General features: G+C 66.5%; 29 protein-coding genes. 15 read left to right on the forward strand and 14 right to left on the reverse strand.

Features of this window, described 5'->3' with window-relative positions; genetic code table 11:
- Positions 1 to 20 precede the first annotated feature (20 nt).
- From KF887_13215 to KF887_13255, 9 genes are all read right to left on the reverse strand, one after another.
- A complete protein-coding gene (locus KF887_13215; GenBank protein ID QYK40378.1) occupies positions 21 to 1241 on the reverse strand; it encodes a cysteine desulfurase in 1221 nt (406 codons plus the stop codon).
- 3 nt (positions 1242 to 1244) lie between these two features.
- Positions 1245 to 1838 carry a YIP1 family protein gene (locus KF887_13220; GenBank protein ID QYK40379.1) on the reverse strand — a complete coding sequence of 198 codons (594 nt, stop codon included), beginning with the start codon at positions 1836 to 1838 and terminating at the stop codon, positions 1245 to 1247.
- A complete protein-coding gene (locus tag KF887_13225) occupies positions 1829 to 2326 on the reverse strand; it encodes a YIP1 family protein (GenBank protein ID QYK40380.1) in 498 nt (165 codons plus the stop codon). Before KF887_13225 ends, KF887_13220 begins: the two co-directional genes overlap by 10 nt.
- A complete protein-coding gene (locus tag KF887_13230) occupies positions 2326 to 3615 on the reverse strand; it encodes a SufD family Fe-S cluster assembly protein (protein ID QYK40381.1) in 1290 nt (429 codons plus the stop codon). The genes KF887_13225 and KF887_13230 overlap by 1 nt, the downstream gene beginning before the upstream one ends.
- Positions 3615 to 4370, reverse strand: coding sequence for a Fe-S cluster assembly ATPase SufC (gene sufC, locus KF887_13235; GenBank protein ID QYK40382.1), 756 nt, complete (start codon positions 4368 to 4370; stop codon positions 3615 to 3617). The genes KF887_13230 and sufC overlap by 1 nt, the downstream gene beginning before the upstream one ends.
- Positions 4371 to 4389: 19 nt before the next feature.
- Positions 4390 to 4701, reverse strand: coding sequence for a heavy metal-binding domain-containing protein (locus tag KF887_13240; protein ID QYK40383.1), 312 nt, complete (start codon positions 4699 to 4701; stop codon positions 4390 to 4392).
- A 31-nt stretch (positions 4702 to 4732) separates the two neighbouring features.
- Entirely contained in the window at positions 4733 to 6247 is a 1515-nt protein-coding gene (gene sufB, locus KF887_13245) for a Fe-S cluster assembly protein SufB (GenBank protein QYK40384.1), read from the reverse strand.
- A gap of 11 nt (positions 6248 to 6258) precedes the next feature.
- The gene (locus tag KF887_13250; GenBank protein QYK40385.1) at positions 6259 to 7305 is read right to left on the reverse strand and encodes an aminotransferase class V-fold PLP-dependent enzyme; all 1047 of its coding nucleotides are present in this window, start codon (positions 7303 to 7305) and stop codon (positions 6259 to 6261) included.
- A 63-nt stretch (positions 7306 to 7368) separates the two neighbouring features.
- A complete protein-coding gene (locus KF887_13255) occupies positions 7369 to 7830 on the reverse strand; it encodes an Rrf2 family transcriptional regulator (GenBank protein ID QYK40386.1) in 462 nt (153 codons plus the stop codon).
- A 168-nt stretch (positions 7831 to 7998) separates the two neighbouring features.
- Here KF887_13255 and KF887_13260 point away from each other — a divergent pair, with 168 nt between their 5' ends.
- From KF887_13260 to typA, 5 genes are all read left to right on the forward strand, one after another.
- On the forward strand, positions 7999 to 8658 hold the full coding sequence (locus KF887_13260) for an alpha/beta hydrolase (protein ID QYK40387.1): 660 nt from the start codon (positions 7999 to 8001) through the stop codon (positions 8656 to 8658).
- A 1-nt stretch (position 8659) separates the two neighbouring features.
- The gene (locus KF887_13265) at positions 8660 to 8923 is read left to right on the forward strand and encodes a hypothetical protein (protein ID QYK40388.1); all 264 of its coding nucleotides are present in this window, start codon (positions 8660 to 8662) and stop codon (positions 8921 to 8923) included.
- Positions 8920 to 9519, forward strand: a complete 600-nt coding sequence (locus KF887_13270) for an HD domain-containing protein (protein ID QYK40389.1) — start codon at positions 8920 to 8922, stop codon at positions 9517 to 9519. The genes KF887_13265 and KF887_13270 overlap by 4 nt, the downstream gene beginning before the upstream one ends.
- A gap of 106 nt (positions 9520 to 9625) precedes the next feature.
- Positions 9626 to 10840, forward strand: coding sequence for an NADP-dependent isocitrate dehydrogenase (locus KF887_13275; GenBank protein QYK40390.1), 1215 nt, complete (start codon positions 9626 to 9628; stop codon positions 10838 to 10840).
- A 127-nt stretch (positions 10841 to 10967) separates the two neighbouring features.
- Positions 10968 to 12788, forward strand: coding sequence for a translational GTPase TypA (gene typA, locus KF887_13280; GenBank protein ID QYK40391.1), 1821 nt, complete (start codon positions 10968 to 10970; stop codon positions 12786 to 12788).
- A gap of 28 nt (positions 12789 to 12816) precedes the next feature.
- On the opposite strand, the gene KF887_13285 is transcribed toward typA, so the two are convergent.
- On the reverse strand, positions 12817 to 13410 hold the full coding sequence (locus KF887_13285) for a hypothetical protein (protein QYK40392.1): 594 nt from the start codon (positions 13408 to 13410) through the stop codon (positions 12817 to 12819).
- Positions 13411 to 13562: 152 nt separating this feature from the next.
- Between KF887_13285 and purL the strand changes: the two genes are divergently transcribed.
- From purL to grxD, 4 genes are all read left to right on the forward strand, one after another.
- Positions 13563 to 15722 (forward strand): phosphoribosylformylglycinamidine synthase subunit PurL, encoded by a 2160-nt coding sequence (purL, locus tag KF887_13290; GenBank protein QYK40393.1) that lies wholly within the window; start codon positions 13563 to 13565, stop codon positions 15720 to 15722.
- A 138-nt stretch (positions 15723 to 15860) separates the two neighbouring features.
- The gene (locus KF887_13295) at positions 15861 to 16097 is read left to right on the forward strand and encodes a BolA family transcriptional regulator (protein ID QYK40394.1); all 237 of its coding nucleotides are present in this window, start codon (positions 15861 to 15863) and stop codon (positions 16095 to 16097) included.
- Positions 16097 to 16264: a hypothetical protein gene (locus tag KF887_13300; GenBank protein QYK40395.1), complete on the forward strand. Its 168-nt coding sequence runs from the start codon at positions 16097 to 16099 to the stop codon at positions 16262 to 16264. The genes KF887_13295 and KF887_13300 overlap by 1 nt, the downstream gene beginning before the upstream one ends.
- Positions 16261 to 16620 (forward strand): Grx4 family monothiol glutaredoxin, encoded by a 360-nt coding sequence (grxD, locus tag KF887_13305; GenBank protein ID QYK40396.1) that lies wholly within the window; start codon positions 16261 to 16263, stop codon positions 16618 to 16620. The genes KF887_13300 and grxD overlap by 4 nt, the downstream gene beginning before the upstream one ends.
- Before the next feature lie 29 nt (positions 16621 to 16649).
- Here grxD and KF887_13310 read toward each other — a convergent pair whose 3' ends face one another.
- Genes KF887_13310 through KF887_13325 form a run of 4 tightly spaced genes read right to left on the reverse strand, consistent with a single transcriptional unit; the run spans position 16650 to position 18295 of the window.
- Positions 16650 to 17027 (reverse strand): hypothetical protein, encoded by a 378-nt coding sequence (locus KF887_13310; protein QYK40397.1) that lies wholly within the window; start codon positions 17025 to 17027, stop codon positions 16650 to 16652.
- Positions 17024 to 17344, reverse strand: a complete 321-nt coding sequence (locus tag KF887_13315) for a hypothetical protein (protein ID QYK40398.1) — start codon at positions 17342 to 17344, stop codon at positions 17024 to 17026. The genes KF887_13310 and KF887_13315 overlap by 4 nt, the downstream gene beginning before the upstream one ends.
- Before the next feature lie 47 nt (positions 17345 to 17391).
- Positions 17392 to 17769, reverse strand: coding sequence for a cell division protein ZapA (locus KF887_13320; GenBank protein ID QYK40399.1), 378 nt, complete (start codon positions 17767 to 17769; stop codon positions 17392 to 17394).
- A complete protein-coding gene (locus KF887_13325) occupies positions 17762 to 18295 on the reverse strand; it encodes a hypothetical protein (protein QYK40400.1) in 534 nt (177 codons plus the stop codon). Before KF887_13325 ends, KF887_13320 begins: the two co-directional genes overlap by 8 nt.
- A 209-nt stretch (positions 18296 to 18504) precedes the next feature.
- On the opposite strand from KF887_13325, the gene tkt reads away from it, so the two are divergent.
- The 6 genes from tkt to phnE (KF887_13355) all read left to right on the forward strand — a co-directional run bounded on the left by tkt (position 18505) and on the right by phnE (KF887_13355) (position 25649).
- Complete coding sequence (gene tkt / locus KF887_13330; GenBank protein ID QYK40401.1) at positions 18505 to 20523, forward strand: transketolase; 2019 nt, start codon at positions 18505 to 18507, stop codon at positions 20521 to 20523.
- A gap of 242 nt (positions 20524 to 20765) precedes the next feature.
- Positions 20766 to 22055, forward strand: coding sequence for an MFS transporter (locus KF887_13335; protein ID QYK40402.1), 1290 nt, complete (start codon positions 20766 to 20768; stop codon positions 22053 to 22055).
- Between the two features lie 160 nt (positions 22056 to 22215).
- A complete protein-coding gene (gene phnD / locus KF887_13340; GenBank protein QYK40403.1) occupies positions 22216 to 23160 on the forward strand; it encodes a phosphate/phosphite/phosphonate ABC transporter substrate-binding protein in 945 nt (314 codons plus the stop codon).
- Between the two features lie 70 nt (positions 23161 to 23230).
- On the forward strand, positions 23231 to 24052 hold the full coding sequence (gene phnC / locus KF887_13345) for a phosphonate ABC transporter ATP-binding protein (GenBank protein ID QYK40404.1): 822 nt from the start codon (positions 23231 to 23233) through the stop codon (positions 24050 to 24052).
- Positions 24049 to 24849, forward strand: coding sequence for a phosphonate ABC transporter, permease protein PhnE (gene phnE / locus KF887_13350; protein ID QYK40405.1), 801 nt, complete (start codon positions 24049 to 24051; stop codon positions 24847 to 24849). Before phnC ends, phnE (KF887_13350) begins: the two co-directional genes overlap by 4 nt.
- Positions 24846 to 25649, forward strand: coding sequence for a phosphonate ABC transporter, permease protein PhnE (gene phnE / locus KF887_13355; GenBank protein ID QYK40406.1), 804 nt, complete (start codon positions 24846 to 24848; stop codon positions 25647 to 25649). The genes phnE (KF887_13350) and phnE (KF887_13355) overlap by 4 nt, the downstream gene beginning before the upstream one ends.
- The last annotated feature ends 5 nt before the right edge of the window (positions 25650 to 25654 follow it).

The following is a 25654-nucleotide window of genomic DNA, read 5'->3' on the forward strand; positions in this document are numbered from 1 at the left end:
CCGCCTTGGCGGTTCTGCCGTCAGGCGAACAGGTCGTGGCAAAGCTCCAGCGCGGACACAAGCGCGTCCACCTCGGACGTCGTGTTATATAGGCCGAACGAGGCCCGGCATGTCGCGGTGACACCCAGATGCACCATCAGCGGCATCGCGCAATGGGTTCCTGCCCGCACCGCGATTCCGCGCTGGTCCAGCACGGTCGAAATGTCATGGGCATGCGCCGGACCGTCCAGCGTGAAGCTGAAGATCGCACCCTTGCCGGGCGCATTCCCCTGCACCTGAAGCCAGTTGAGCCCCGCCAGCCGATCGCGCGCATAGTCGCGCAAGACCTTCTCATGCGCGGCGACATCCTCCATGCCGATCGCCATGAGGTATTCCAGCGCGACGCCCATCCCGATCTGCTGGACAATCCCCGGAGTGCCCGCCTCGAACTTCATCGGCGGGTCATTCCATGTGACGGTCTCGCGGGTCACCTCGCGGATCATGTCGCCGCCACCCAGGAAGGGCCGCATCTCGTCCATCCGATCGCGGCGGATGAAGATCGCCCCGGAACCGCTTGGTCCATATAGCTTATGTCCGGTGATGGCGTAGAAATCGCAGCCCATCGCCGTCAGGTCCACCGGCATGTGAACCGCAGCCTGCGACCCATCGACCAGCACCGACACCCCCCGCGCCCGCGCCCCGGCGCAGATTGCCGCAACATCGACCACGGTGCCTGTCACGTTCGACATGTGGGTGACGGCCACCAGCCGCGTGCGCGGGCCGATCGCATCGAGCACTGCCTGCGGATCGAGCGATCCATCCGCCGCACAATCCACCCATTTCAGCACCACACCCTGTCGTTCACGCAGGAAATGCCAGGGCACGATGTTGGCGTGATGCTCCATGATCGACAGGACGATCTCGTCGCCGGGGGCAAGGCGCGGGGATGCCCAGGCATAGGAGACCAGGTTGATCCCTTCCGTCGTGCCCGAGGTAAAGACGATCTCATCCTCGGAGGGCGCGTTCAGGAACCGCCGCACAATGCCGCGCACCGCCTCGTACTTCTCGGTCGCGACTGTCGAAAGATAGTGCAACCCCCTGTGAACATTTGCATATTCATGCGAATAGGCATGCGTCACCGCGTCGATCACGACCTGGGGCTTCTGGGCCGAGGCACCATTGTCCAGGTAGACCAGCGGCTTTCCGTTCACCTGTCTCGACAGGATCGGAAAGTCCTGCCGCACCCGCTCCACGTCAAGCATCGCTCAGACCTCCTGCCCCGGCACGCCGAACAGCAGCCCGAAGGCAATCGCCATGATCATCACGAGAACGACCATCGCCGCAAGCACGCCCAGAAAGGTCAGGGGAAGAGACCGGAATCCGTGCATCTCGGCGACAAAATTTGTCAGCAGCCAGAAGAACAGCACCACACCCGCGATGCCGATGATCCCCGCCAGCGGCGGCAGGATCACCTGCGCGACAAGCTGGACGACCTGCAGCACCAGCAGGATGAACTGCAGCCACGCGGCCAGGCTGACCGCCTGGGGCAGCGTTCCATGCCCGCCGCGTGCCGCGCCGAACCAGTACATCGCCCAGGCCCCCACCCCCATCACGACCCATTGCAGGATCGCCGTGCGGATCGGGCTCGACATGGCCTCGGCCAGGAAATCCTGCGCCATCGGCGGTGACGCCAGATAGCCCAGATGCGTGAGGACTGCCGAGGCGACCGCCATCAGCATCAGCGCCGACCAGGCATCGCGCAGCGGAAGGCCTACAGCCATCACCCGCCGCGCGCCCCCGCGCGGATCCGACACGCTGTCACGCGCCATGGTCAGAAGCGATGACAGCGTCACGTCCATTGCGCGGCTCCGGTCTCGGCGCGGACCAGCATCCGCAACCACAGGTTCATGAATGCTGCGAAGACCGCAAGCCCGGTCACGGTCGCGGCAGTGCCGGAACCCAGGAACCCGACGACCAGACCCATCAGCAGGACAAGCGGCTGCACCGCCAGGAACGCCCAGAACAGCGCCAGCCGCGCGCCGAACCATGTGCCGCCGCCGCCCAGCACCCGTGCGACCAGATGGCTAAGCCCGGCAAGTCCGTAAGCAAGAAGCGGCAGCAGGAACAACGCCCCCATCAGCGCGCCGCCCATCCGCGCATCCAGCGGCACCGACGCATCAAGATGCGCCGCACGCGACAGGCCGGGCCATTGCGCGACAAACGACAGCCCGCACGCCCCCATCAGGATCGCCAGCGCCCGATCCTCGCGCGCACCCTCGGCCAGCTTGGCGCCAAGGAACACGCCGGGCGCCGTCCAGGCCGCGCGTATGTCGGACAGAACGGGCATCAGGCGCCTGCGTGCCGTGACAGCCAGTTTTCCAGCCGCAGCCGGATATCGTCGGCGATCTCCTCGTCCACGATCTCCTCGATCGCCTCGGCAAGAAACGCGAGCACCAGCAACGCCCTTGCCTGCGCCAGCGGGACACCGCGCGACCGCAGGTAGAACATGGCCGTCTCGTCAATCGCGCCGCTGGTCGAACCGTGGCTGCACTTCACGTCGTCGGCATAGATTTCCAGTTCGGGCTTGGCCAGGAACTGGCTGTCCTCGTCCAGCAGCAGCGACTGGCTGATCTGGTAGCCATCGGTCTTCTGCGCACCCTGCGTCACAAGTATCTTGCCCTGGAACACACCGATGGCACCGTTCTTGAGGACCTTCTTGAACACCTGCCGGCTTTCGCAGCGTTCGGCGGCATGGGTCACGAAGACCGTATCGTCATGCAGGAAACTGCCATCACCCACCGCCGCCCCGGCGACATGAGCCAGCGAGTCCGCTCCGGCAAGTTCGATCACCGCCTCGTTCCGTGTCAGCCGCCCGTTCGCGGTCAGCGTGAACGACCGAAAACTCGCCTCGGCCCCGACACGGGCGAAGATATGGGTGGCGGCGCGGCGTTCATGGTCGCGGCCCTGGGCGCGGATGTGGTGGAAGCTGCCCCGGTCGGCCACTTCGACCTCCAGCACGGTATTGAACCGCGCCGCCCCGGGCCCGTTCTCCAGCAGCGTCATCTGCGCGCCGGGCTCAACCTTCACGCAATGATGCAGGATCGCGTCGGAAGACTCTGATGTATGAAGATAAATCAGCGAAACGGGCAGCGCCGCGCGCCCGGTCACCCGGATCAGGACGCCCTCGGTCGCGAAGGCCGTGTTGAGCGCCGCCAGCGGCCGCGCAACCGGCGTCTGTCCCCGCGCCTCCAGCGATCCGTAAAGCCCCTGCGCCCAGTGGATATCGGCCTTGCGCGCCTTCGACAGCAGCTCGATCTCGACACCCGACAGCACCGGATCATGCGACTGCGTCGGGTCGAACACCCCGTCCACGAACACCAGTTTCAACCGGGTCATGCCCGAGAACACCATCGGCTCGTCCGAATAGTCGAAGGTGGCGGCTTGCGGCGCCTGTGGCGCCGTCAGGGTCGCGGGATCGGTGTAGCGCCAGTATTCGTCGCGCCGTCCGGGCAGCCCCATGGCCGTCAGCCGTGTCAACGCAGCCGCACGCGCCGGCGCGGCCCAACCCGCCTGATCAAGATCCAGCCCGCCGATCCGCGCCGAAAGCGCCTCGGCCTTCGCCTGCGGCAGGGCCATCACGCCACCTCCGACAGGATGCCCGCATATCCGTTCGTCTCGACCTCCAGCGCGAGGTCAGGGCCACCCGACTTCACGATCCGCCCATCGGCCATGATATGCACCACATCGGGGCGGATATGATCCAGCAGCCGCTGGTAATGCGTGATCACCAGAAACGCCCGCCCCGCATCGCGCAGCGCGTTGACGCCCTCTGCGACAAGCTTCATCGCATCGACGTCAAGGCCGCTGTCGGTTTCGTCCAGAATGCACATGCGCGGTTCCAGCATGGCCATCTGCAGGATTTCATTGCGCTTCTTCTCACCGCCCGAAAAGCCCACATTGACCGGCCGCTTCATCATGTCGGCGTCGATCTTCAGGCTGGCGGCCCTGGCGCGCACCAGTTTCAGGAAGTCGCCCGCAGAAAGCTCGGCCTCGCCACGTGCCTTGCGCTGCGCATTCATTGCGGTGCGCAGAAAGGTCATGTTGCCAACGCCCGGGATCTCGACCGGATACTGGAAGGCCAGGAACAGTCCCGCCGCCGCGCGCTCCTCGGGTTCCATCGCCAGCAGGTCCTCGCCGTCAAGCGTCGCGGTTCCCCCGGTGACGGCATAGCCATCGCGCCCGGCCAAGACATAGGACAGGGTCGATTTGCCCGATCCGTTCGGGCCCATGACGGCATGGACCGTCCCGGCGTCGACCCTCAGGTCGACACCCTTCAGGATGGCCTTGCCCTCTTGTTCAAGCTCGACGTGCAGGTTCTTGATTTCCAGCATGTTTCTTTCCCTTGGCCGTTCAGGCGATCTTCACTGCGGTGCCCGAGGCCGTCACCATCATCATGTTGTTGATCACCTCGTAGTCGAGGTCGATACCCACCACCGCGTTCGCGCCCACGGCCGCGGCGCGTTCCTCAAGTTCGGCCAGCGCGGTCTCGCGAGCCTTGGCCAGTTCCCCCTCATAGGCACCGGACCGGCCGCCGATGATATCGGTGATCCCGGCAAAGATGTCGCGGAACAGGTTCGCGCCCAGAATGGCCTCGCCCACCACGATGCCCTTGTATTCTGCGATCGAATAGCCCTCGACCGAATGCGTCGTTGTCAGGATCATGGTCCAACCCCTTGATAATGAAGAAAACCCGTCAGCCGACCGAGCCTTCGAGGCTGATCGCGACCAAGGCTTGCGCTTCCATCGCGAATTCCATCGGCAGCGCCTGCAGAACCTCGCGGCAGAACCCGTTGACGACCAGCGCCACCGCCTCTTCCTCGTCCATGCCGCGCGAGCGGCAATAGAACAGCTGGTCGTCATCGACCTTCGATGTCGTCGCCTCGTGTTCCACCCGCGACGAGGTGTTCTTGACCTCGATGTAAGGCACGGTATGCGCGCCGCACCTGTCGCCGATCAGCAGGCTGTCGCACTGGGTGTAGTTGCGGCTGTCGGCGGCCCGAGGGTGCATCGACACGAGGCCACGATAGGTGTTCTGCGCCCTGCCGGCCGAGATGCCCTTGCTGACAATCCGGCTTTTCGTGCGCTTGCCCAGATGCACCATCTTGGTGCCGGTATCGGCCTGCTGGGCATTGTTGGCGATGGCGATGGAATAGAACTCGCCCTGGCTGTCGTCGCCCCGCAGGATGCAGGACGGGTACTTCCAGGTGATCGCAGACCCGGTTTCCACCTGTGTCCACATCACCTTGGACCGCGCGCCCCGGCAATCGGCCCGCTTGGTGACAAAGTTGTAGATGCCGCCGACCCCGTTCTCGTCGCCCGGGTACCAGTTCTGCACCGTCGAGTACTTGATCTCGGCATCATCCAGCAGCACCAGTTCCACCACCGCCGCGTGCAGCTGGTTGGTATCGCGCTTGGGCGCGGTGCAGCCCTCCAGATAGCTGACATAGGCGCCCTTGTCGGCGATGATCAGCGTGCGCTCGAACTGTCCGGTGTTCTCGGCGTTGATGCGGAAGTAGGTCGAAAGCTCCATAGGGCAGCGCACGCCCGGCGGCACATAGACAAACGAGCCGTCCGAAAACACCGCCGAATTCAGCGTCGCGAAGAAGTTGTCCGACTGCGGCACGACCGAGCCGAGATACTTCTTCACCAGGTCCGGATGCTCGCGCACCGCCTCGCTGATCGAACAGAAGATGACACCGGCCCTTGCCAGTTCCGCCTTGAAGGTGGTCCCGACCGACACGCTGTCGAACACGGCGTCCACCGCGACCTGCCGGGGCGCGGCCTCACCCTCAACTCCGGCCAGAACCATCTGTTCCTTCAGCGGAATTCCCAGCTTGGCATAGGTGGCGAGCAGCTTCGGATCCACCTCGTCCAGCGACTTCGGCTTTTCCGCCATGCTCTTGGGCTTGGCGTAGTAGTACTGGTCCTGGTAGTCGATGGCGGGGTACTTCACCATTGCCCAGGTCGGCTCCTCCATCTGCACCCAGCGGCGATAGGCGGCCAGCCGCCATTCCAGCATCCACTCGGGTTCGCCGTTCTTCTGGCTGATCAGGCGCACGATGTCCTCGGACAGCCCTTTGGGGGCATATTCCGTCTCGATCTCGGTTTGCCAGCCGTGCTTGTACTTGCCGGCCATGGCCTGCACGGTCTCGATCGTCTCGCGATCCACGCCTTCGCGCACATCATCGGCCACGCCCGTTCCATCCATCGACCCGTCTCCTATCCGCGGCGCTTCCGGCGCGCCCTGTGCCAGGCTTCGGCAAAGCGCAGCACCTCGTCCTCTCTCGTCGTGGGCCCGATCGAGACCCGGATCGCCGATCCGGCCTCGCCCTCGCCCCAGCCCATCGCGCGCAACACGCGACTCACCCTGACCTTTCCGCTGGAACAGGCCGACCCCGCCGAGATGGCGAAACCGGCCAGATCCATGGCCATCACCTGCGTCTCGCCCTTCCATCCGGGCGCGATCACGCAGGTCGTGTTCGGCAGCCTTGCCACGTCTTTCCCGACAAGAATAGTCTCCTTCCCGTCGGGCGACAATGCCTGTTCTAGAATATTTCTAATTCCAGAAACCCGCTCCCAGACCCCATCCGCCAGGTCGCGCGCCGCCGCCGCCGCCGCCGCGCCGAAGCCCGCAATCCCGATGAGGTTCTCGGTTCCCGCGCGCCGCCCCATCTCCTGTCCGCCGCCGCGCAACTGCGCGAGCACGTCAAGGCCACGCCGGACCACAAGCGCGCCGATCCCCTTCGGCCCGCCCAGCTTGTGCGCGCTGACAAGCCCCATCTGCAGGCCCAGCCAGTCGAACGACAGGGGAAGCTTCCCGAACCCCTGCGTCAGATCCGATACCGCGATCCAGGGCCTGACGTCCTGTACGATCCCGGTTTCGGAATTGGCCAGTTGCAAGGCCAACGGGGCATGGGTCCCGTCGGGGTCTTCGATCTGCACCATTCCCGCGCTGTCGACCGGCAGGACCGTATCGCACCATGCGGCCACGGCATCGTGCTCGATCGCCCCGCACGCCAGCCCGCGCCCCGCACAGGCCAGGGCTGCGGCCTCGGTCGCCCCGCTGGTGAAGACGATATCCGCCGCCATCGCCCCCAGGGCCTCGGCCACCTGTGCCCGTGCCCTTTCGACCAGGGCCTTGGCTGCCCGCCCTTCCAGATGCACCGACGACGGATTGCCCACCAGATCCATCGCCGCAATCATCGCGGCGCGCGCCTCGGCGCGCAGCGGCGCGGTTGCGTTCCAGTCCAGATAAGCGCGCGCCACCCGTCACCTTTCCTGTTGATCGACCACGCGGCGCCCGGACATCGCCTGAACCGGCGCGGGGCTTCAGTCCTCGTCCACCACCCGGAACAGCGAGGGGACGGCCGGACAGGGTGTCATCTTGTTCTGCACCACGTCCGAAAGCCGGGTCTGGTGCAGGAAGACATAGACCTGTGCGCTCAACCCTTCCCACAGGCGGTTGGTCATGCTCTGCGCCCGCGTTCCCGACAGCCCGCCCGATGCCCCGGCGCCGGTATGCATGGCATCGACCGTTTCCTCCACCGCCTCCATCACCTCGCTGACGCGGATCGCATCGGCGCTGCGGGCAAGGCGATAGCCGCCACCCGGCCCCCGGACCGCCTCCACCAGCCCGGCGCGGCGCAGCTTGACGAACAGCTGCTCCAGATAGGGCAAGCTGATGTCCTGCCGTTTCGAAACCGCCGCCAGGCTGACCAGATCGTCCTGACCCGCCAGTGCCAGATCGGCCAGCGCGACCATCGCATAGCGTCCCTTCGTCGAAAGCTTCATGCCACCTCCGCACCCGCGCGCCCGGGCTCCATTGACGAGGGCCACGCCACCCCTTACCTCACGGTGTCGAGAGGGTGCGGCACGGCCCGGCGTCCCTCAATCCGATCAGGTCTGCCGCTGGCATTAGTCAATACGCGGCCACAGCACAAGCGAGGCGCAGCCGAACCGATGCCCGAGGTAATTTTCGCTGGCCCCGAGGGGCGGCTCGAAGGACGCTACCACCCCCAGAAGGAACGCGACGCGCCGATCGCCATCGTCCTGCATCCGCATCCGCAGTTCGGCGGCACGATGAACAACAAGGTCGTCTACAACCTGCACTATGCCTTCTACAATCTGGGCTTCACCGTGCTGCGTTTCAACTTCCGCGGCGTCGGGCGCAGCCAGGGTGAATACGACCTGGGCATCGGCGAGCTGTCGGATGCCGCCTCGGCGCTCGACTATCTTCAGTCGATGAACCAGAACGCCAAGCATTGCTGGGTTGCCGGTTTCAGCTTTGGCGCCTGGATCGGGATGCAACTGCTGATGCGCCGTCCCGAGATCACGGGGTTCATCTCGGTCGCGCCCCCGGCGAACATGTACGATTTCAGCTTCCTTGCCCCCTGCCCTTCCTCCGGGCTGATCATTAACGGCACCGCCGACAAGGTCGCGCCGCCGAAGGATACGGCGGTGCTGGTGAACAAGCTGCATGAGCAGAAGGGCATCAAGATCACCCATACCCAGATCGAGGGCGCGGACCACTTCTTCAAGGATGAAGAGGCGCACATGAAGCCGATGATCCAGACGGTCAGCGACTATGTCCGCCGCCGCCTGACGGAAGGATCGCGCTGACATGGCGATGATCGACGACCTGTGCGACCAGCTCGCCCGCGACGTGCTCGCCGCGATGGACGAGACGGGCGACGAGCGGCTGCATGACAAGATCAGCCGCATCCTGATCGACGTATCTCCCACGACGCAGGAGATCTATCTCAAGGCGATCCGCGTGCTGCTGGCCGAGCGCCGGGCACGGGCCTTCCTCGACCAGGTGCTGAGCGCAAAGCGCGAAGGTCGCGCCGCGCCCTCCGGGCCCCGCGACACCGGCGGCGGGCATTGACGCTTGCGGCAGACGATAGGCTTGCCGCGCAGTTCGCCTTTCTGGCCGAGGCGGACCGCCTGAAATCGGTGTTGCGCGCCACCACGCTGTGCGACGGGTCGCGGCGGGAAAATTCGGGCGAACATTCCTGGCATCTGGCGCTCTATGCCATGGTTCTTGCCGATCAGGCCGGGCCCGGGGTGAACATCGACCGAGTGATCCGCATGCTGATCCTGCATGATCTGGTCGAGATCGACACCGGCGACGTGCCGATCCATGCCGCGAATGGCGCGGCGCATGGATCGGCCGAGACCCTGGCCGCCGAAGCCGCTGCGGCAGACAGGATATTCGGGCTTCTTCCCGATAGCTTGCGCATTGATCTTCGTGCACTTTGGGAAGAGTTCGAGGCCGCCGAAACCCCGGATGCGGTGTTTGCCAAGAGCCTCGATCGCGTCCAGCCCGTGATGCAGAACTTGGCCTCGGGCGGCGGCACATGGATCACCTATGGCGTCACCGCCGAACAGCTCGAGTCGCGCGTCGGCAGCAAGGTCGCACGCGGCGCTCCGGCCCTTTGGCACTGGGTGCGCGACCGGACGCGGGTGTTTTTCGAAGCATGACGGGCGAAGCGCGACATTTCGGTATGCCGTCGCATACCGTCTAGCCTTCCGCGCCCTTTTCCGCTAGGACACGCGCCAGCGAATCCGTCACGGAAAGGGCACCCGGATGACCAAGATCAAGGTAGAAAACCCCGTCGTCGAACTCGACGGCGACGAGATGACCCGCATCATCTGGGACTTCATCAAGAAAAAGCTGATCCTGCCCTATCTGGACATCGACCTGAAGTACTACGACCTGTCGATCGAAAGCCGCGACGCCACCAACGACCAGATCACCATCGACAGCGCGCATGCCATCCGCCAGTACGGCGTGGGCGTGAAATGCGCCACGATCACCGCCGACGAGCAGCGGGTCGAGGAATTCGGCCTGAAACAGATGTGGCGGTCGCCAAACGGCACGATCCGCAACATCCTGGGCGGCGTGATCTTCCGCCAGCCGATCATCTGCAAGAACGTGCCGCGCCTCGTGCCCGGCTGGACGCAGCCCGTCGTCGTGGGCCGCCACGCCTTCGGCGACCAGTATCGCGCGACGGACTTCAAGTTCCCGGGGGCCGGCAAGCTGTCGATGAAATTCGTGGGCAACGACGGCACGGTGATCGAACGCGATGTCTACGACGCGCCGTCCTCGGGCGTCTACATGGCGATGTACAACCTTGACGACAGCATCATCGACTTCGCCCGCGCCAGCATGAACTATGGCCTGAACCTCGGCTGGCCGGTCTACCTGTCGACCAAGAACACGATCCTGAAGCAGTACGACGGCCGCTTCAAGGAACTGTTCCAGAAGGTCTATGAGGAAGAGTTCGAAGAGGCCTTCAAGAAGAAGGGCATCATCTATGAACACCGCCTGATCGACGACATGGTGGCATCCGCGCTGAAATGGTCGGGCGGCTATGTCTGGGCCTGCAAGAACTATGACGGCGACGTGCAGTCGGACACCGTGGCGCAGGGCTTCGGCTCGCTGGGCCTGATGACCTCGGTCCTGATGACGCCCGACGGCAAGGTCGTCGAGGCCGAGGCGGCGCACGGCACCGTGACCCGCCACTACCGCGAGCACCAGAAGGGCAAGGCGACATCGACGAACTCGATCGCTTCGATCTACGCCTGGACCGGCGGCCTCAAGCACCGCGCCAAGCTCGACAACAACGCGCAGCTTGCCCGCTTTGCGGACACTCTGGAAAAGGTGACGGTGCAGACGGTCGAGGACGGCCACATGACCAAGGACCTCGCCCTGCTGGTCGGACCCGACCAGAAATGGCTGACCACCATGGGCTACCTGGAAAAGGTGGACGAATACCTGAACAAGGCGCTGGCGGGCTGATCCGGCGGCATGGCTTCGGGGCCCGGGCCGAAACGCCCGGGCCTTTTGCCTGTCTGAACCTCTGGCCATTGCGCGGCAAACGCTGTATCGGCCTCGCAACCGCAGAAACCCGCAGGACAGACACCCGATGGAGCTTCGCAACATCGCCATCATCGCGCATGTCGATCATGGCAAGACCACGCTCGTTGACGAGCTTCTGAAGCAGTCGGGTGCCTTCAGGTCCGGGCAGGCCGTGGCCGAGCGGGCGATGGATTCGAACGACATCGAGCGCGAACGCGGGATCACGATCCTTGCCAAGTGCACGAGCGTCGAATGGAAGGGCGCGCGCGTCAACATCGTCGACACCCCCGGCCACGCCGACTTCGGCGGCGAGGTGGAGCGCATCCTGTCCATGGTCGATGGCGTTTGCCTGCTGGTCGATGCCGCAGAAGGCCCCATGCCACAGACGAAGTTCGTGACATCCAAGGCACTTGCCCTGGGGCTGCGGCCGATCGTGGTGCTGAACAAGGTGGACAAGCCGGACGCCGAGCCGGACCGCGCGCTGAACGAGGTGTTCGACCTTTTTGCCAACCTCGGCGCCGATGACGACCAACTGGATTTCCCGCATCTCTATGCATCGGGCCGCGCGGGCTGGGCCGACCGCGATCTCGACGGGCCGCGCAAGGATCTCTCGGCGCTGTTTGACCTGATTCTCGCCCATGTGCCGCCGCCCGCGCAGGTCGCGCGCGCCGATGAACCCTTCCGGATGCTGGCGACCACCCTGTCGGCCGACCCCTACATCGGCCGCATCCTGACGGGCCGTGTGGAATCAGGCCGCGTCGCGGTGGGAACGGCGCTCAAGGCCCTGTCGCGCACCGGCGACCGGATCGAGCAGTTTCGCGTCACCAAGGTCCTGGCCTTCCGCGGCCTGACCCAGACCGCGATCGACGAGGCTGTGGCAGGCGACATCGTCACGCTGGCCGGGATGACCAAGGCAACCGTGGCCGACACGCTCTGCACGCCCGACGTCGAAGACGCGCTGCCCGCCCAGCCCATCGACCCGCCGACGATCACCGTGACCTTCGGCATCAACGACAGCCCGCTTGCCGGGCGCGACGGCACCAAGGTGCAGTCGCGCGTGATCCGCGAACGGCTGCACAGGGAGGCCGAAACCAACGTCGCGATCAAGGTTGCCGACACACCCGGCGGCGAGGCGTTCGAGGTCTCGGGCCGGGGCGAACTGCAGATGGGCGTGCTGATCGAGAACATGCGCCGCGAAGGGTTCGAACTGTCGATCTCGCGTCCCCGCGTGATCCTGCGCGAGGAAGACGGACAGAAGCTGGAGCCCGTCGAAGAGGTGATTGTCGACGTCGATGACGAATATACCGGCGCGGTGATCGACAAGCTGACGGGTGAACGCAAGGGCGATCTGGTCGAGATGAAACCGGCCGGCGCGGGCAAGACGCGGATCGTGGCGCATGTGCCCTCGCGCGGCCTGATCGGCTATCACGGGCAGTTCCTGACCGACACACGCGGCACCGGCGTGCTGAACCGCATCTTCCATGGCTGGGTGCCGCACAAGGGCCCGATCCAGGGGCGGCGCCAGGGCGTCCTGATCTCGATGGAGAACGGCGTGTCCGTGGCCTATGCCCTGTGGAACCTCGAAGAACGCGGCAAGCTGTTCATCGGCGCGCAGGAACAGGTCTACGAAGGCATGATCATCGGCGAGCACAGCCGCGACAACGATCTTGAGGTGAACCCGCTCAAGGGCAAGAAACTGACCAACGTGCGGGCCAGCGGCACGGATGAGGCTGTGCGCCTGACCACGCCGGTGCGGATGAGCCTGGAAGAGGCCATCGCCTATATCGACGACGACGAACTGGTCGAGGTCACGCCCCGCATCGTGCGCATTCGCAAGCGTCTTCTGGACCCGCACGAACGCAAGCGCCAGTCCCGCAGCGAAGGCTGATCCCGGGGCCCGGCTGCCGGCGCGGCGCTCAGCGCATCTCGAAGCGATGGCGGATGACCGCGATGTCCAGTCGCAGGATCCCGCCGTCGCCCTCGTCCGAGTGCTCGATCCGCACATCGGCGCCCGTTCCGGTCAGCCGCAATCCGCGCGGATCGCCCGGAATGCTCCAGGAATGCCCGGTGTCGTGAAAGGTCAGCGGTACATCGAACCGCCCGCCGTTGCCCGCCACGAAGGTCGATATGCCAAGACGCGCGCCCTCGCGCATGAAATCGACCTCGACCCAGTACAGCGCCGGATGCCCGATCAGATCGAACTCCATCCCGATCTCCAGCAGCCGCGCATCGGCGTGGCCGAACAGCAGGCCGGTCCGTATGCGTCGACTGGGCAGGGTGACATCCGCCGTCAGGTGGAAGCGCCCCTGCGCGTCCGTCGTCAGATGGCGGCCCGCGCCCGGGGCGCGGGCATCACCCTCGCTGCCCAGGACAAGACGGAACCGTTCCTGCGCCATCGGCCGCCCCTGCGGATCGGTCATCCGCCCCGTCAGGCGCAGCTGTTCGGCCATGGCCATGCCGGCCGACAGCACCAGAACCACGAGGGCCACCCAGCCCGGGATGCGTTGCAAGTCTTCCCTCCGCCCTCGCGACATGCAACCGGAAGTCTAGGCGCCGCGCGGCGGCGCAGGCAAAGCAAATCGCGATGTTCCGAAGGGACGCGGGGCCTTTCCGCCCTGCCCCACCTGCGCTAACAGGGCGCGGGAAACGACAGGATGCCGCCATGACCGAACCCGAGATCACCGCCGAACTCGTCGCCGCGCATGGCCTGAAGCCGGACGAGTATGACCGGCTTCTGCAGATCGTCGGCCGCGTGCCGACCTTCACCGAACTTGGCATCTTCTCGGCGATGTGGAACGAGCATTGCTCGTACAAGTCGTCGAAGAAATGGCTGCGCACCCTGCCCACCTCCGGCCCGCAGGTGATCTGCGGCCCGGGCGAGAACGCGGGCGTGGTGGACATCGGCGACGGACAGGCCGTGGTCTTCAAGATGGAAAGCCACAACCACCCCAGCTACATCGAACCGCATCAGGGTGCCGCGACCGGCGTGGGCGGCATCCTGCGCGACGTGTTCACCATGGGTGCGCGACCCATCGCCGCGATGAACGCGCTGTCCTTCGGCGAACCCGCGCACCCCAAGACCGCCCACCTCGTCAAGGGCGTGGTCGAGGGCATTGGCGGCTATGGCAATGCCTTCGGCGTGCCCACGGTGGGCGGCGAGGTGCGGTTCCACCGCAGCTACAACGGCAACTGCCTGGTGAACGCCTTTGCCGCGGGTCTGGCCGATGCCGACGGCATCTTCTACTCGGCGGCCAGCGGCGTGGGGATGCCCGTGGTCTACCTGGGCGCCAAGACCGGCCGCGACGGCGTCGGTGGCGCCACCATGGCCTCTGCCGAATTCGACGACACGATCGAGGAAAAGCGCCCCACGGTGCAGGTGGGCGACCCCTTCACCGAAAAGCGGCTGCTGGAGGCATGTCTTGAACTGATGGCCTCCGGCGCGGTGATCTCGATCCAGGACATGGGCGCGGCGGGCCTGACCTGTTCGGCGGTCGAGATGGGCGACAAGGGGGGGCTGGGCATCCGGCTGAACCTCGACGCGGTGCCGCAGCGCGAAACGAACATGACCGCCTACGAAATGATGCTGTCGGAATCGCAGGAGCGGATGCTGATGGTGCTGCGCCCCGAGATGGAGGACGCGGCGCGCGCGATCTTCGTCAAGTGGGATCTCGACTTCGCCATCGTGGGCGAGACGATCCCGGAGGACCGGTTCCTGATCCTGCATGGCAACGAGGTCAAGGCTGACCTGCCGCTCAGCCAGTTGTCCAGCCAGGCCCCCGAATATGACCGGCCCTGGGTCGAAACGCCCCCGGCACCGCCCCTGCCGCATCTGCCCGCCATCGACCCGATGGAGGGTCTGGTTTCGCTGCTGGTTTCGCCGAACCATGCCCACAAGGCATGGGTCTGGGAACAGTATGACAGCCAGGTGATGGCGGACACGCTGCTGCCGCCGGGCGCGGGTTCGGGGATCGTGCGCGTTCACGGAACCGACAAGGCGCTGGCCTTCACCTCGGACGTGACGCCGCGCTATGTCCGGGCCAACCCTGTGCAGGGCGGACGCCAGGCGGTCGCCGAGGCCTACCGCAACCTGATCGCGGTGGGCGCCCGTCCGCTGGCGGCCACCGACAACCTGAACTTCGGCAATCCGGAAAAGCCCGAGATCATGGGCCAGTTCGTCGGCGCCATCAAAGGCATCGGCGAGGCCTGCCGCGCGCTCGACTTTCCCATCGTGTCGGGGAACGTGTCGCTCTACAACGAAACCGACGGTCAGCCGATCCTGCCGACCCCCACCATCGGCGGCGTGGGCCTGATCGCCCGCGCGGCGGACCGCATCGCCGGCCGGCCTGTCGCGGGCATGGTCGGCGTGGTGATCGGCGTCGGGCGCGGGCATCTCGGACAGTCCGCCCTGCTGGCCGAACGCGGGATCGAGGCGGGGGATGCCCCGCCCGTCGATCTTGCGGCGGAACGGGCCCATGGTGCGTTCATCCTGGCCCAGCGCGCGCGCATCACCGCCTGCACCGACCTGTCGGACGGCGGGCTGGCACTGGCCGCCTTCGAAATGGCCGAAGGCGCGGGGATTGGCGTGGTCTTTGACACGGCCGATGTCCCCGGTCTCTTTGGCGAGGACCAGGCGCGCTATCTGGTCGCGGCCAGCGAAACCGATGCCGAGGCCCTGATTGCGGCCGCCGCCGCCGCGGGCATCGCGGCCGAGCGGGCCTGTACCTTCGGGGGGCCCGATGTGGTGATCGGCGGCGCGCGCCGCCCGATGGCGGACCTGTCCGCACTCTGGCGCGGCGCCTTCGCGCGCGCACTGGCGCTGTAGCCGCGCATCCGCCCCGGCACGTGCCCCGGGGCGCGTTCCCGCATGGCCGGTGCCTCGCCATCGCCACATCCGCCGCGCATCGCGCTTGCAGCCGCCGCGTGGCGGCCCTAGATTCCCCCTGAACCGCAGGACGGACCCATGCCGATCGAAGCCCAGGACATCGAGAACCTCATCCGCGCCGCCTTTCCGAACGCCCGCATCCGGGTCGAGGGCGACGATGGCCAGCATTTCGCCGCCGAGGTGATCGACGAAAGCTTTCGCGGCCAGAACCGCGTGCAGCAGCAGCGCGCGGTCTATGCCGCGCTGAAGGGCAAGATGGCTGGCGCGCACGGCGAGTTGCACGCCCTCGCGCTGACGACGAAGGCACCCGAGTGATGGTCTGGATCGCGCTGGCTGCACTGGTGGTTCTGGCGGTGGTGATGATCGCCGGCCAGTCGCGCGGAAAAGACGAAGATGATGACGATGACGGCCCGGGCGGAGGGCGGCGGGTTCGCGTCCGCGTGACCGCCGGGCAGCACAGGAACGGAAGGACAGGGCGATGACCGCGCAGGACCGGATCAAGGACACGATCGAGAAGAACGACGTGGTGCTCTACATGAAGGGCACCAAGATGATGCCGCAATGCGGGTTCTCGTCCCGCGTGGCGGGCGTGCTCAACTACATGGGCGTCGAATTCGCCGATGTGAACGTGCTGGCCGACCCCGATATCCGGCAGGGCATCAAGGATTTTTCCGACTGGCCGACGATCCCTCAGCTTTACGTCAAGGGCGAATTCGTCGGCGGCTGCGACATCGTCACCGAGATGACGCTGTCGGGCGAGCTCGACGCGCTGTTCGAGGCCAAGGGCGTGGCCTATGACAAGGCCAAGGCCGAGGAAATCCGCAAGGCCAACGCCTGAACCGCAGGCCCGGGCGGGGCGCGCGCGCCTCAGCCTGGCAGCCTGCGGCACATGTCGACCAGCGTCTCGCCCCTCGCCGTCCGCCAGCCCAGTTCGACCACCCAGGCCAGGCGCGACGGGTCGGCCAGTTCATCGGCCGACTTCTCGCGCTCGCGCCACAGGTAGCGCCCGTCGGCATGTGCCCACTCGGGCGTCTCGACATGCAGCGACACCGCCGCCGCCCCCGACGGTGCGGGCAACAGGATGACCTGCCGTCCCTCGGGCGCCATGACGAGCACGCTTCCGCCATCGCCGGGGATCGCCGCGACCGCAACGTCGATGCCGCTGCGGCAAACGTAGCGGCGGTACTCCGGATCGGCCGTCGCCACCCCCGGCAGCATCAGGATCGCGGCCAGCAGCAGCCTCATCCCAATTCCCCGCAGCCGTCGATCACGACCCTCTCGGGCTCCACCTCGCCGGTGCGCCAGTCACGAAAGGCCACATGCGCCAGATGTGCGTCCCATCCCTTGGTGCGCCAGATCAGCCCGGCCGCCAGCCCGCCGGGTTCCACCCATTCGGCGCCGTCGCCCATCTCGGCACGCAGTTCGAACAGCGTAACCCCCTGCGGCAGGTCAAGGATCGCATGGCGCCGGTCGCCTGCCCCGAAATACCAGGCGCGAATCTCGACGCCCCGATCGCAGCCATAGGTCGTGCTGACCAGGTCGTCCGCGACGGCCGGGGTCATGGCCGCAGCGCCGATCGCGCAGCATAGCATCGCCGCCCCGCAGCGGATCATGCCGACTTCAGCCTCTCCTCCGCCTGCGCGGCCAGTGCCTCGGCACGGGCTGCCAGTTCGGCCAGCGTCTCGGTCACTTGCGGCGGGATCACCGCGACCTCGATCCGCTCGGGCGCAGGCAGGGGCCGCGCCTCGAGCTCGGCAAGCCGGGTCTTCAGGCGTCGCAGGTCATCCTCGACCGCCGCCGTGCGGTCGGCCAGCATCAGGCCCGCCATCAGAAGCATCCGCGCCTCGGGCATCCGGCCCAGCTGCGCGATCAGCGGCTGGGCCTCGGCGTCGAGCATCTGCGCCGCGGTGCGCAGAAAATGCTCCTCGCCATCCTGGCAGGCCACGCGAAACGGCCGCCCCCCGATGGTGATTTCCAGTTCAGGCATCGGTCTCGGCCTCCTCGACAAGGGGGGCAAGCGCGGTCAGGATCTCGTCCATCTCCAGCACCTCGGCATGGCGCTGCGCCCGCAGCGCCTCAAGCTCGGCAAGCATCGCCTTGTTGATCAGATGCGGTTCGGTCGCGCCGGCCGCGGCCGCCTCGGTCATCGCGCGCAGCGTCTCGCGCAGCTGGATGGTGACCTTCTTCATCCGCGTCAGCTCCAGCCCCTGCAGGTCAAGCTGCTGGGTCATCGTCTCGACGCGGGCATCGGTCTGCGACCGGATCAGGCCATTGCGCTCGCGCAGCCGCTTGTAGCGTTCGGTCAGCTGCGCATTGGCGGCCCGCTCGGACTCCAGCGCCTCGGTCAGGCGCGCGATCTCGGCGGCAGCGCCGGGTTCGGCGGCCGCCGCTGCGCGGCGGGGCGGGGTCGCAGCGGCGGGCACCGCCGCCATCCGGTCCACCGCCTTCGAAATGCGGTCAAGCGCGGCGGAAAGCCGCCGTTCGTGTTGGGCGATCGGACTTTCATCGGACATGGCGCGGGCCTTTCCTGTCTGCTCTCCTGCCGCCGCTGGCGGGCGCCTTGGCGGTCACGCTGCCACCCCCGCCCGCGCATCGCAAGTCGCAATTTGACAGGAACGCGACAGGCAGCGACGAACTGCCCCATGACTTGATCTTGGCGGCGTTGCTGGTATGGACCGCACGGGCCCCCTGCCCGCCCTGCCCCCAGCCGAAGGACCTGCCGATGGACATCGCCCGCCTGCGCGAACAGAACCCCCGCCACTGGCGCATGGCGGCAGCCATCCGCACGCTGACGCTCGATGCGGTGGCGGCGGCGAACTCGGGGCATTCCGGCATGCCGATGGGCATGGCCGACGTCGCCACGGTGCTGTTCTCGAACCACCTGCGCTTTGACCCTGCCGCGCCGCACTGGGCCGACCGTGACCGCTTCATCCTGTCGGCGGGCCACGGGTCGATGCTGATCTACAGCCTGCTGCACCTGACCGGCCATGCCGACATGACGCTCGACCAGATCCGCAACTTCCGGCAGTGGGGCGCGATCACCGCGGGCCATCCGGAGTACGGCCATGCCACGGGGGTGGAAACCACCACCGGCCCGCTGGGCCAGGGCATCGCCAACGCCGTGGGCTTCGCCATCGCCGAGGAGTCGCTCCGGGCCCGGTTCGGACGGGGGATCGTCGATCACCGGACCTGGGTGATCGCGGGCGACGGCTGCCTGATGGAGGGCGTCAGCCAGGAGGCCATCGCCCTTGCCGGGCGGCAGCGCCTGTCGCGGCTGATCGTGCTGTGGGACAACAACGGCATCACCATCGACGGCAAGGTGTCGATCGCCGATGCGACCGACCAGAAGGCGCGCTTTGCGGCCTCGGGCTGGGCGGTGCTGGACTGCGACGGGCACGACCCGGCCGACATCGACCGCGCGCTGACCGCCGCGAGAAGGGCCGACCGCCCGGTTCTGGTGGTCTGCACCACCCATATCGCGCTCGGCTCCGCGGCGCAGGACACGGCCAAGGGCCACGGCGCGCTGACCGATGCAAAGCTGATCGCGGATACCAAGGCCGCCTACGGCTGGGACTATCCCGCCTTCCACATTCCCGACGACGTGCGTGCCGACTGGGCCGCGACGGGCGCACGGGGCGGCGCCGCGCGGGCGGAGTGGCAGGCGCGGCTGGATGCGCTGCCCGAACGGCGGCGGGCCGAATTCCTGCGGGTGATGGCGGGCGAGGTGCCGAAGCGGCTGGCCTCGGCCATCGCGGCGGTCAAGCGCGAGGCGGTCGAGAAGAAGCCCAAGCTTGCCACCCGCGCGGCGTCGGAGGCGGTGCTCAAGGCGGTCAACCCGGTGATGCCGGAAACCATCGGCGGCTCGGCCGACCTGACCGGCTCGAACAACACCCGCACGCCCGATCTCGGCGTGTTCGACCTCGACAGCCGCAAGGGCCGCTACATCCACTACGGGATCCGCGAGCATGGCATGGCGGCGGCGATGAACGGCATGGCGCTGCATGGCGGGGTTCGCCCCTACGGCGGCACCTTCATGTGCTTTGCCGACTATTCCCGCCCTGCGATCCGGCTGGCCGCGCTGATGGGGATTCCCGTGGTGCATGTGATGACGCACGATTCGATCGGCCTGGGCGAGGATGGGCCGACCCACCAGCCGGTCGAGCATCTGGCCGCGCTGCGTGCGATCCCGAACCTTCTGGTCATCCGCCCCGCCGATCTGGTGGAAACCGCCGAGGCCTGGGAGATCGCGCTGACCCGGGACAAGACCCCCAGCGTGCTGGCCCTGTCGCGGCAGAACCTGCCCGCGCTGCGCGACACTGCGGGGCGGCGGAACGAAGTGGCGCGGGGCGCCTATGTTCTGGCCGAGGCCGGGGCGCCGCGCCGGGCGATCCTGATGGCCACCGGGTCCGAGGTCGAGATCGCGATGGCCGCCCGCGCCCTGCTGGAGGCCGAGGGCATCGGAACCCGCGTCGTGTCCTTCCCCTGCTGGGAACTGTTCGAGGAGCAGGACGCAGCCTACCGCCGCAAGGTCCTGCCGCCCGGGCCGGTCCGCGTCGCGGTCGAGGCCGGGGTCCGCTTTGGCTGGGACCGCTGGCTCTACGGCGAGGGCGGCAAGCGCGAGAAGTCGGGCTTTGTCGGCATGCACGGCTTTGGCGCCTCGGCGCCGGCCGAGGTGCTGTACCGCGAGTTCGGGATCACCGCCGAGGCCGTGGCGGCCAAGGTGCGGGCACTGCTGGGCTGAGCCGTCCCCGGGGGCGTCCCACGATGGGACGCCCTGCCAGCCTGAATGATTTCAATGGGTTGGGGTGTCGGCGTTAAGGGTTTGTTAGGGATCGGGGGGGCGCAGACGGGGTGCGCCGGCGGTTGTCGCAGCGGCAGGAATGGCCGGGCACCGTCGGCTGTGCGAAAGCCCGGTGGCAGGCACGATCCGCTTTTTCGGGATGCGCCATTGCGCAGGGGTCGGCAAAGGCGGATGCTGCCGCCATGCCGACAGAAATCGAGTTCTCTTTCAAAGCCTTGACGGACACGGCACGACGCCACATCCGGGTGTTCCAGGTCCACCAGTTTCTTGACCGTCTTGCCATGGGGCTGACCGTGGCCGTGGTCGCACTGGCGCTGACGGATCGCGGCATGGACCTGTTCCAGATTTCGCTGCTTTTCGGTGTCTACGCGCTTACGACCATGGCGATGGAACTGCCCTTCGGCGGTCTGGCGGACAACATCGGCCGCAAGCCGGTCTTCCTTGCGGCGGTTGTTGCCAGTCTGGTTTCGGTGGCGCTTTTCCTGTCGTCCAGCGACTTTGCCGTGCTGGCGCTTTCCTTCGCCTTCATCGGATTCGGACGCGCCCTGCGGTCAGGCACGCTTGATGCGTGGTTTGTCGAAGGCTTCAGGGCCGCTGCGCCGCATGTGGATGTGCAACCCGCCCTTGCGAAGGCGCAATGGGCCAATGCGATGGGCCTGGCGGTCGGTGCCGTTCTGGGGGGTCTCTTGCCGGATGCGATGGGCGCGATGGGCCTTCGGCACGGGATCAGCATCTACGATGTGTCCTATGCCGCAAGCTTCGTCGCGATGGTCGGCGTGCTGATCTACACCATGGTCGCAATCACCGAAGACCCGCGCCCCCGGAACCCCAAGGCACTGGCGCAAGGGTTCGCCAGGATCCCGTCGGTGATTGCCGAGGCCAGTGTCCTGGCAATGAGACATCCGACACTTTCGATGCTTCTGGCGACCCTGGCCCTGTTCCTGATGGCGACAAACCCGGTCGAGGTGATCTGGCCGACCCATGCCAAGCCCATGCTGGACGTGGAGTATGCCAACACGGCGATTGGCGCTTTGACGGCCGGTTACTTCTTCGCGATTGCCGTCGGGGCGTCGCTGTCACCCCATCTGGGCAGGATGTTCCGGCGTCGCCATGCCGTCACGCTGGCGGCGATCCTTGCATGCCTCGCGGTCGTTCAGGTCGCCCTGGCGATGCAGGGGGGGATCGCGGGATTTGTGGGCGTCTTTGTCCTGTATTCGATCCTTCTCGGCGCGAGCGAGACACCTGCGAGCAGCATCCTGCATCGCTGCGTGGAGGATCGTCAGAGGTCCACGATGCTGTCGCTTCGTTCGCTCATCCAGCAACTCGGGGCGGCGACAGGGCTGGTCCTGGCGGGAGCGGTCGCCGAGATCCACGCCACGCCGACCGCGTGGATGGTCGGTGCGGTGTTCCTTGTCGCGGCGGTGATACTGGCGCTGGTGCTGGCAAGACGACTGGCGGCCGGAGCCGGATAGCGGGCGGGCGGGCGCCATACGGCATCGGATGGCACGGGCTGCCCGCTTCCCGGGCGTGCCCCGGGACCGGGCGATTTTGCGGAAGCGTCACAAATTCGTCGCATCAGGTTGAGCTTTTGTCCGTAGGGCGGACGGGAACTGCAGCGAAGGATCACCCCCCATGAAAACTCTTCTTCTTTCCGTGGCCGCGATGGTCTTGGCGACGGCGGCGCAGGCCGAATTCGCCCTTGATGCCCGCTACACCGATGCCGACGGCGACATGATCGCGGACATCCCGTCCGATCCCGCCCAGCTTGTCGATCCCGACACGCTGATCTTTGCATATACCCCTGTCGAAGACCCCGCCGTCTATGCCGAAGCCTGGGCCGACTTCATCGCCCACATGGAAACCGTGACCGGCAAGAAGGTCCAGTTCTTCCCGATCGACAGCAACGCCGCCCAGATCGAGGCGATGCGCGCCGGCCGTCTGCACATCTCGGGCTTCAACACCGGGTCGAACCCGCTGGCCGTGGCCTGTGCGGGCTTCCGCCCCTTTGCGATGATGGCGGCCAAGGATGGCAGCTTCGGCTACGAGATGGAGATCATCACCCATCCCGGTTCGGGCATCGAGAAGGTCGAGGACCTGAAGGGCAAGAAGCTGGCCTTCACCTCGGAAACCTCGAACTCGGGCTTCAAGGCGCCGTCGGCGCTGCTGGAGTCGGTCTACGGCCTGAAGGCGGGAACCGACTTCGAGCCGGTGTTCTCGGGCAAGCACGACAACTCGATCCTCGGCGTGGCCAACAAGGACTACCCGGCCGCGGCCATCGCGAATTCGGTCATGACCCGGATGATCGAGCGTGACGTGATCAAGGCGGACCAGATCATCTCGATCTACAAGTCGGAAACCTTTCCGACCACCGGCTACGGCGTCGCGCACAACCTGACGCCGGAGCTGCAGGAGAAGATCAAGGAAGGCTTCTTCGGCTTCAACTGGGAAGGCACGTCGCTGGCAGAGGAGTTCTCGAAGTCGGGCGAGGAACAGTTCATCCCGATCACCTTCAAGGACAACTGGTCGGTGATCCGCCAGATCGACGCGGCAACCGGCGTGTCCTACGCCTGCCAGTGAACGACGGACAGACCACGGATGCGGGCGGTCCAAACCGCCCGCATTTTCCTTGCGCACCAGGGACATACGCATGCTCACGCTGACCGACCTGACCAAGACCTATCGCACCGGGGACAAGGCGCTGGCAGAGGTCAGCCTGACGGTGCCGAAGGGGCAGGTGGTTGGCCTGATCGGGCCGTCGGGGGCGGGAAAGTCGACGCTGCTGCGCTGCATCAACCGTCTGGTGGAACCCACCGGCGGGCGGATCTTTCTTTCGGGCACCGAGCTGACGGGGCTTGGCACCCGCGCGCTGCGGCAGCAACGCCGGCGGATCGGCATGATCTTTCAGGAATATGCGCTGGTCGAGCGGTTGACGGTGATGGAGAACGTGCTGTCCGGGCGTCTGGGATACGTGTCGTTCTGGCAGAGCTTCACCCGCCGGTTTCCGCCGCAGGACATCGAACGGGCCTACCGGCTGCTGGACCGCGTCGGGCTGATGGACCAGGCGGACAAGCGCGCCGATGCGCTGTCGGGCGGGCAGCGGCAACGGGTGGGCATCGCCCGGGCGCTGAGCCAGGAACCGGAACTGCTGCTGGTGGACGAACCGACGGCAAGCCTTGATCCCAAGACGAGCCGCCAGATCATGCGGCTGCTGATCGAGATCTGCGCCGAGCGGGGCCTGCCCGCGATCGTCAACATCCATGACGTGCCCCTGGCGCAGCAGTTCATGCAGCGCATCATCGGCCTGCGCGCGGGACGCATCGTGTTTGACGGTTCACCCGAGCAGCTGACCGAAAGCGTGCTGACGACGATCTACGGCGCGGAGGACTGGACGGCCATGCGCAAGGAGGGCGAAGCCGACCGCCTGGCAGAGGCCGAGGCCGTCGCCCGGCTGGCGGCGATCAGCGGATGACGAGCTACCCCACCACGTGGCGCCGACCGCCGCAGATCGTGACCGACCGCCGGTGGCGGCTGGTGCTGACCGTTGCCGTGCTGGCCTATCTGGTGCTCGGCCTCGGCAGTGTCGAGATGAACTGGGCCCGCATTGTCGAGGGTGGCGAGCGGGGCATGCGATTCATCCGGGGCTTTCTTCAGCCCGACTTTTCGTCGCGATGGAAGGACATCTCGAACGGGCTGATCGAAAGCCTGACGATCACGCTGACCTCGACCGTCGTGGGGGTCGCGATATCGGTTCCGATCGGGATCGGCGCGGCACGGAACCTGGCGCCCGCCTGGGTCTACTACATCTGTCGCAGCATCATTGCCGTCAGCCGTGCCCTGCAAGAGGTGATCATCGCGATCTTTCTTGTCGCCATGTTCGGCTTCGGCCCGTTCGCCGGGTTCCTGACGCTGAGCTTTGCCACGATCGGCTTCATCTCGAAGCTGCTGGCCGAAGATATCGAGGATATCGACGAGGCGCAGGCCGAGGCGATCCGCGCGACCGGGGCCAGCTGGCTGCAACTGGTGAATTACGCGATCCAGCCGCAGGTCATGCCGCGGCTGATCGGGTTGTCGCTCTACCGGCTCGACATCAATTTCCGCGAAAGCGCCGTGATCGGCATCGTGGGCGCGGGCGGGATCGGCGGGACTCTGAACACGGCCATCGACCGCTATGAGTATGACAGCGCGGGGGCGATCCTGCTGATCATCATCGCCATCGTGATGGTGGCGGAGTATTCGTCGTCCTACCTGCGGAAGTTCCTGCAATGACGCGGTTTCCCGATACCTGGCAGTTCCGCAGCCCGCGCGCGCGCCTGGCGCTGTGGTTCGGCTGGCTGTGCCTGGTCGCGCTGTTCGTCTACTGCTGGCAGGTCATGACGGCCAACACGATCTGGATGTTCGTCTGGGATGCCCCCCGGCAGGCCGCCGACATCGGCGACCGGATGTTCCCGCCGCGCCTGTCCTATCTGCCGGAACTGCTGATCCCGCTGTGGGACACGCTGAACATGGCGACGCTGGGCACCGCGCTGGGAGTCATCCTGGCCGTGCCGACCGCCTTTCTCGCGGCGCGCAATACCTCGCCTTCGGTGCTGTTCCTGCGGCCGGTGGCGCTGTTCGTCATCGTGGCCTCGCGCTCGATCAACTCGCTGATCTGGGCGCTCCTGCTGGTGGCGATCCTCGGGCCGGGACTGCTGGCCGGGATCATCGCCATCGGCCTGCGATCGGTCGGGTTCATCGGAAAGCTGCTGTATGAGGCGATCGAGGAAACCGATGTCCGCCAGATCGAGGCGATCACCGCCACCGGAGCCAGCCCGGCGCAGGTGCTGAACTACGGCATCGTGCCGCAGATCCTGCCCGCCTTCTGGGGGATCACGGTGTTCCGCTGGGACATCAACATCCGCGAAAGCGCCATACTCGGGCTGGTGGGGGCGGGCGGGCTGGGCCTGAAGCTGCAAAGCTCGCTGAACGTCCTGGCCTGGCCCCAGGTCACGATGATCCTTGTGGTGATCCTGGCCACGGTGGTCCTGTCGGAATGGGTTTCGGCCAAGGTGCGCAGCGCCATCATCTGAACGAA

Source organism: Paracoccaceae bacterium (assembly GCA_019454225.1).
Classification (GTDB): domain Bacteria; phylum Pseudomonadota; class Alphaproteobacteria; order Rhodobacterales; family Rhodobacteraceae.

Bases quoted from the DNA above. Each gene is read 5' to 3' on its own strand.
- KF887_13260 (QYK40387.1), top strand. From the start codon at position 7,999: ATGCCCGAGGTAATTTTCGCTGGCCCCGAGGGGCGGCTCGAAGGACGC.
- typA (QYK40391.1), top strand. From the start codon at position 10,968: ATGGAGCTTCGCAACATCGCCATCATCGCGCATGTCGATCATGGCAAG.
- KF887_13315 (QYK40398.1), bottom strand. From the start codon at position 17,344: ATGACCCCGGCCGTCGCGGACGACCTGGTCAGCACGACCTATGGCTGC.
- KF887_13265 (QYK40388.1), top strand. From the start codon at position 8,660: ATGGCGATGATCGACGACCTGTGCGACCAGCTCGCCCGCGACGTGCTC.
- KF887_13215 (QYK40378.1), bottom strand. From the start codon at position 1,241: ATGCTTGACGTGGAGCGGGTGCGGCAGGACTTTCCGATCCTGTCGAGA.
- phnE (QYK40405.1), top strand. From the start codon at position 24,049: ATGACGAGCTACCCCACCACGTGGCGCCGACCGCCGCAGATCGTGACC.
- KF887_13230 (QYK40381.1), bottom strand. From the start codon at position 3,615: ATGGCCCTGCCGCAGGCGAAGGCCGAGGCGCTTTCGGCGCGGATCGGC.
- KF887_13240 (QYK40383.1), bottom strand. From the start codon at position 4,701: ATGATCCTGACAACGACGCATTCGGTCGAGGGCTATTCGATCGCAGAA.
- KF887_13325 (QYK40400.1), bottom strand. From the start codon at position 18,295: ATGTCCGATGAAAGTCCGATCGCCCAACACGAACGGCGGCTTTCCGCC.
- KF887_13255 (QYK40386.1), bottom strand. From the start codon at position 7,830: ATGAAGCTTTCGACGAAGGGACGCTATGCGATGGTCGCGCTGGCCGAT.
- KF887_13220 (QYK40379.1), bottom strand. From the start codon at position 1,838: ATGGACGTGACGCTGTCATCGCTTCTGACCATGGCGCGTGACAGCGTG.
- KF887_13320 (QYK40399.1), bottom strand. From the start codon at position 17,769: ATGCCTGAACTGGAAATCACCATCGGGGGGCGGCCGTTTCGCGTGGCC.
- tkt (QYK40401.1), top strand. From the start codon at position 18,505: ATGGACATCGCCCGCCTGCGCGAACAGAACCCCCGCCACTGGCGCATG.
- KF887_13295 (QYK40394.1), top strand. From the start codon at position 15,861: ATGCCGATCGAAGCCCAGGACATCGAGAACCTCATCCGCGCCGCCTTT.
- purL (QYK40393.1), top strand. From the start codon at position 13,563: ATGACCGAACCCGAGATCACCGCCGAACTCGTCGCCGCGCATGGCCTG.
- grxD (QYK40396.1), top strand. From the start codon at position 16,261: ATGACCGCGCAGGACCGGATCAAGGACACGATCGAGAAGAACGACGTG.
- KF887_13300 (QYK40395.1), top strand. From the start codon at position 16,097: ATGGTCTGGATCGCGCTGGCTGCACTGGTGGTTCTGGCGGTGGTGATG.
- phnD (QYK40403.1), top strand. From the start codon at position 22,216: ATGAAAACTCTTCTTCTTTCCGTGGCCGCGATGGTCTTGGCGACGGCG.
- sufB (QYK40384.1), bottom strand. From the start codon at position 6,247: ATGGATGGAACGGGCGTGGCCGATGATGTGCGCGAAGGCGTGGATCGC.
- KF887_13310 (QYK40397.1), bottom strand. From the start codon at position 17,027: ATGAGGCTGCTGCTGGCCGCGATCCTGATGCTGCCGGGGGTGGCGACG.
- phnE (QYK40406.1), top strand. From the start codon at position 24,846: ATGACGCGGTTTCCCGATACCTGGCAGTTCCGCAGCCCGCGCGCGCGC.
- KF887_13275 (QYK40390.1), top strand. From the start codon at position 9,626: ATGACCAAGATCAAGGTAGAAAACCCCGTCGTCGAACTCGACGGCGAC.
- phnC (QYK40404.1), top strand. From the start codon at position 23,231: ATGCTCACGCTGACCGACCTGACCAAGACCTATCGCACCGGGGACAAG.
- KF887_13335 (QYK40402.1), top strand. From the start codon at position 20,766: ATGCCGACAGAAATCGAGTTCTCTTTCAAAGCCTTGACGGACACGGCA.
- sufC (QYK40382.1), bottom strand. From the start codon at position 4,370: ATGCTGGAAATCAAGAACCTGCACGTCGAGCTTGAACAAGAGGGCAAG.
- KF887_13225 (QYK40380.1), bottom strand. From the start codon at position 2,326: ATGCCCGTTCTGTCCGACATACGCGCGGCCTGGACGGCGCCCGGCGTG.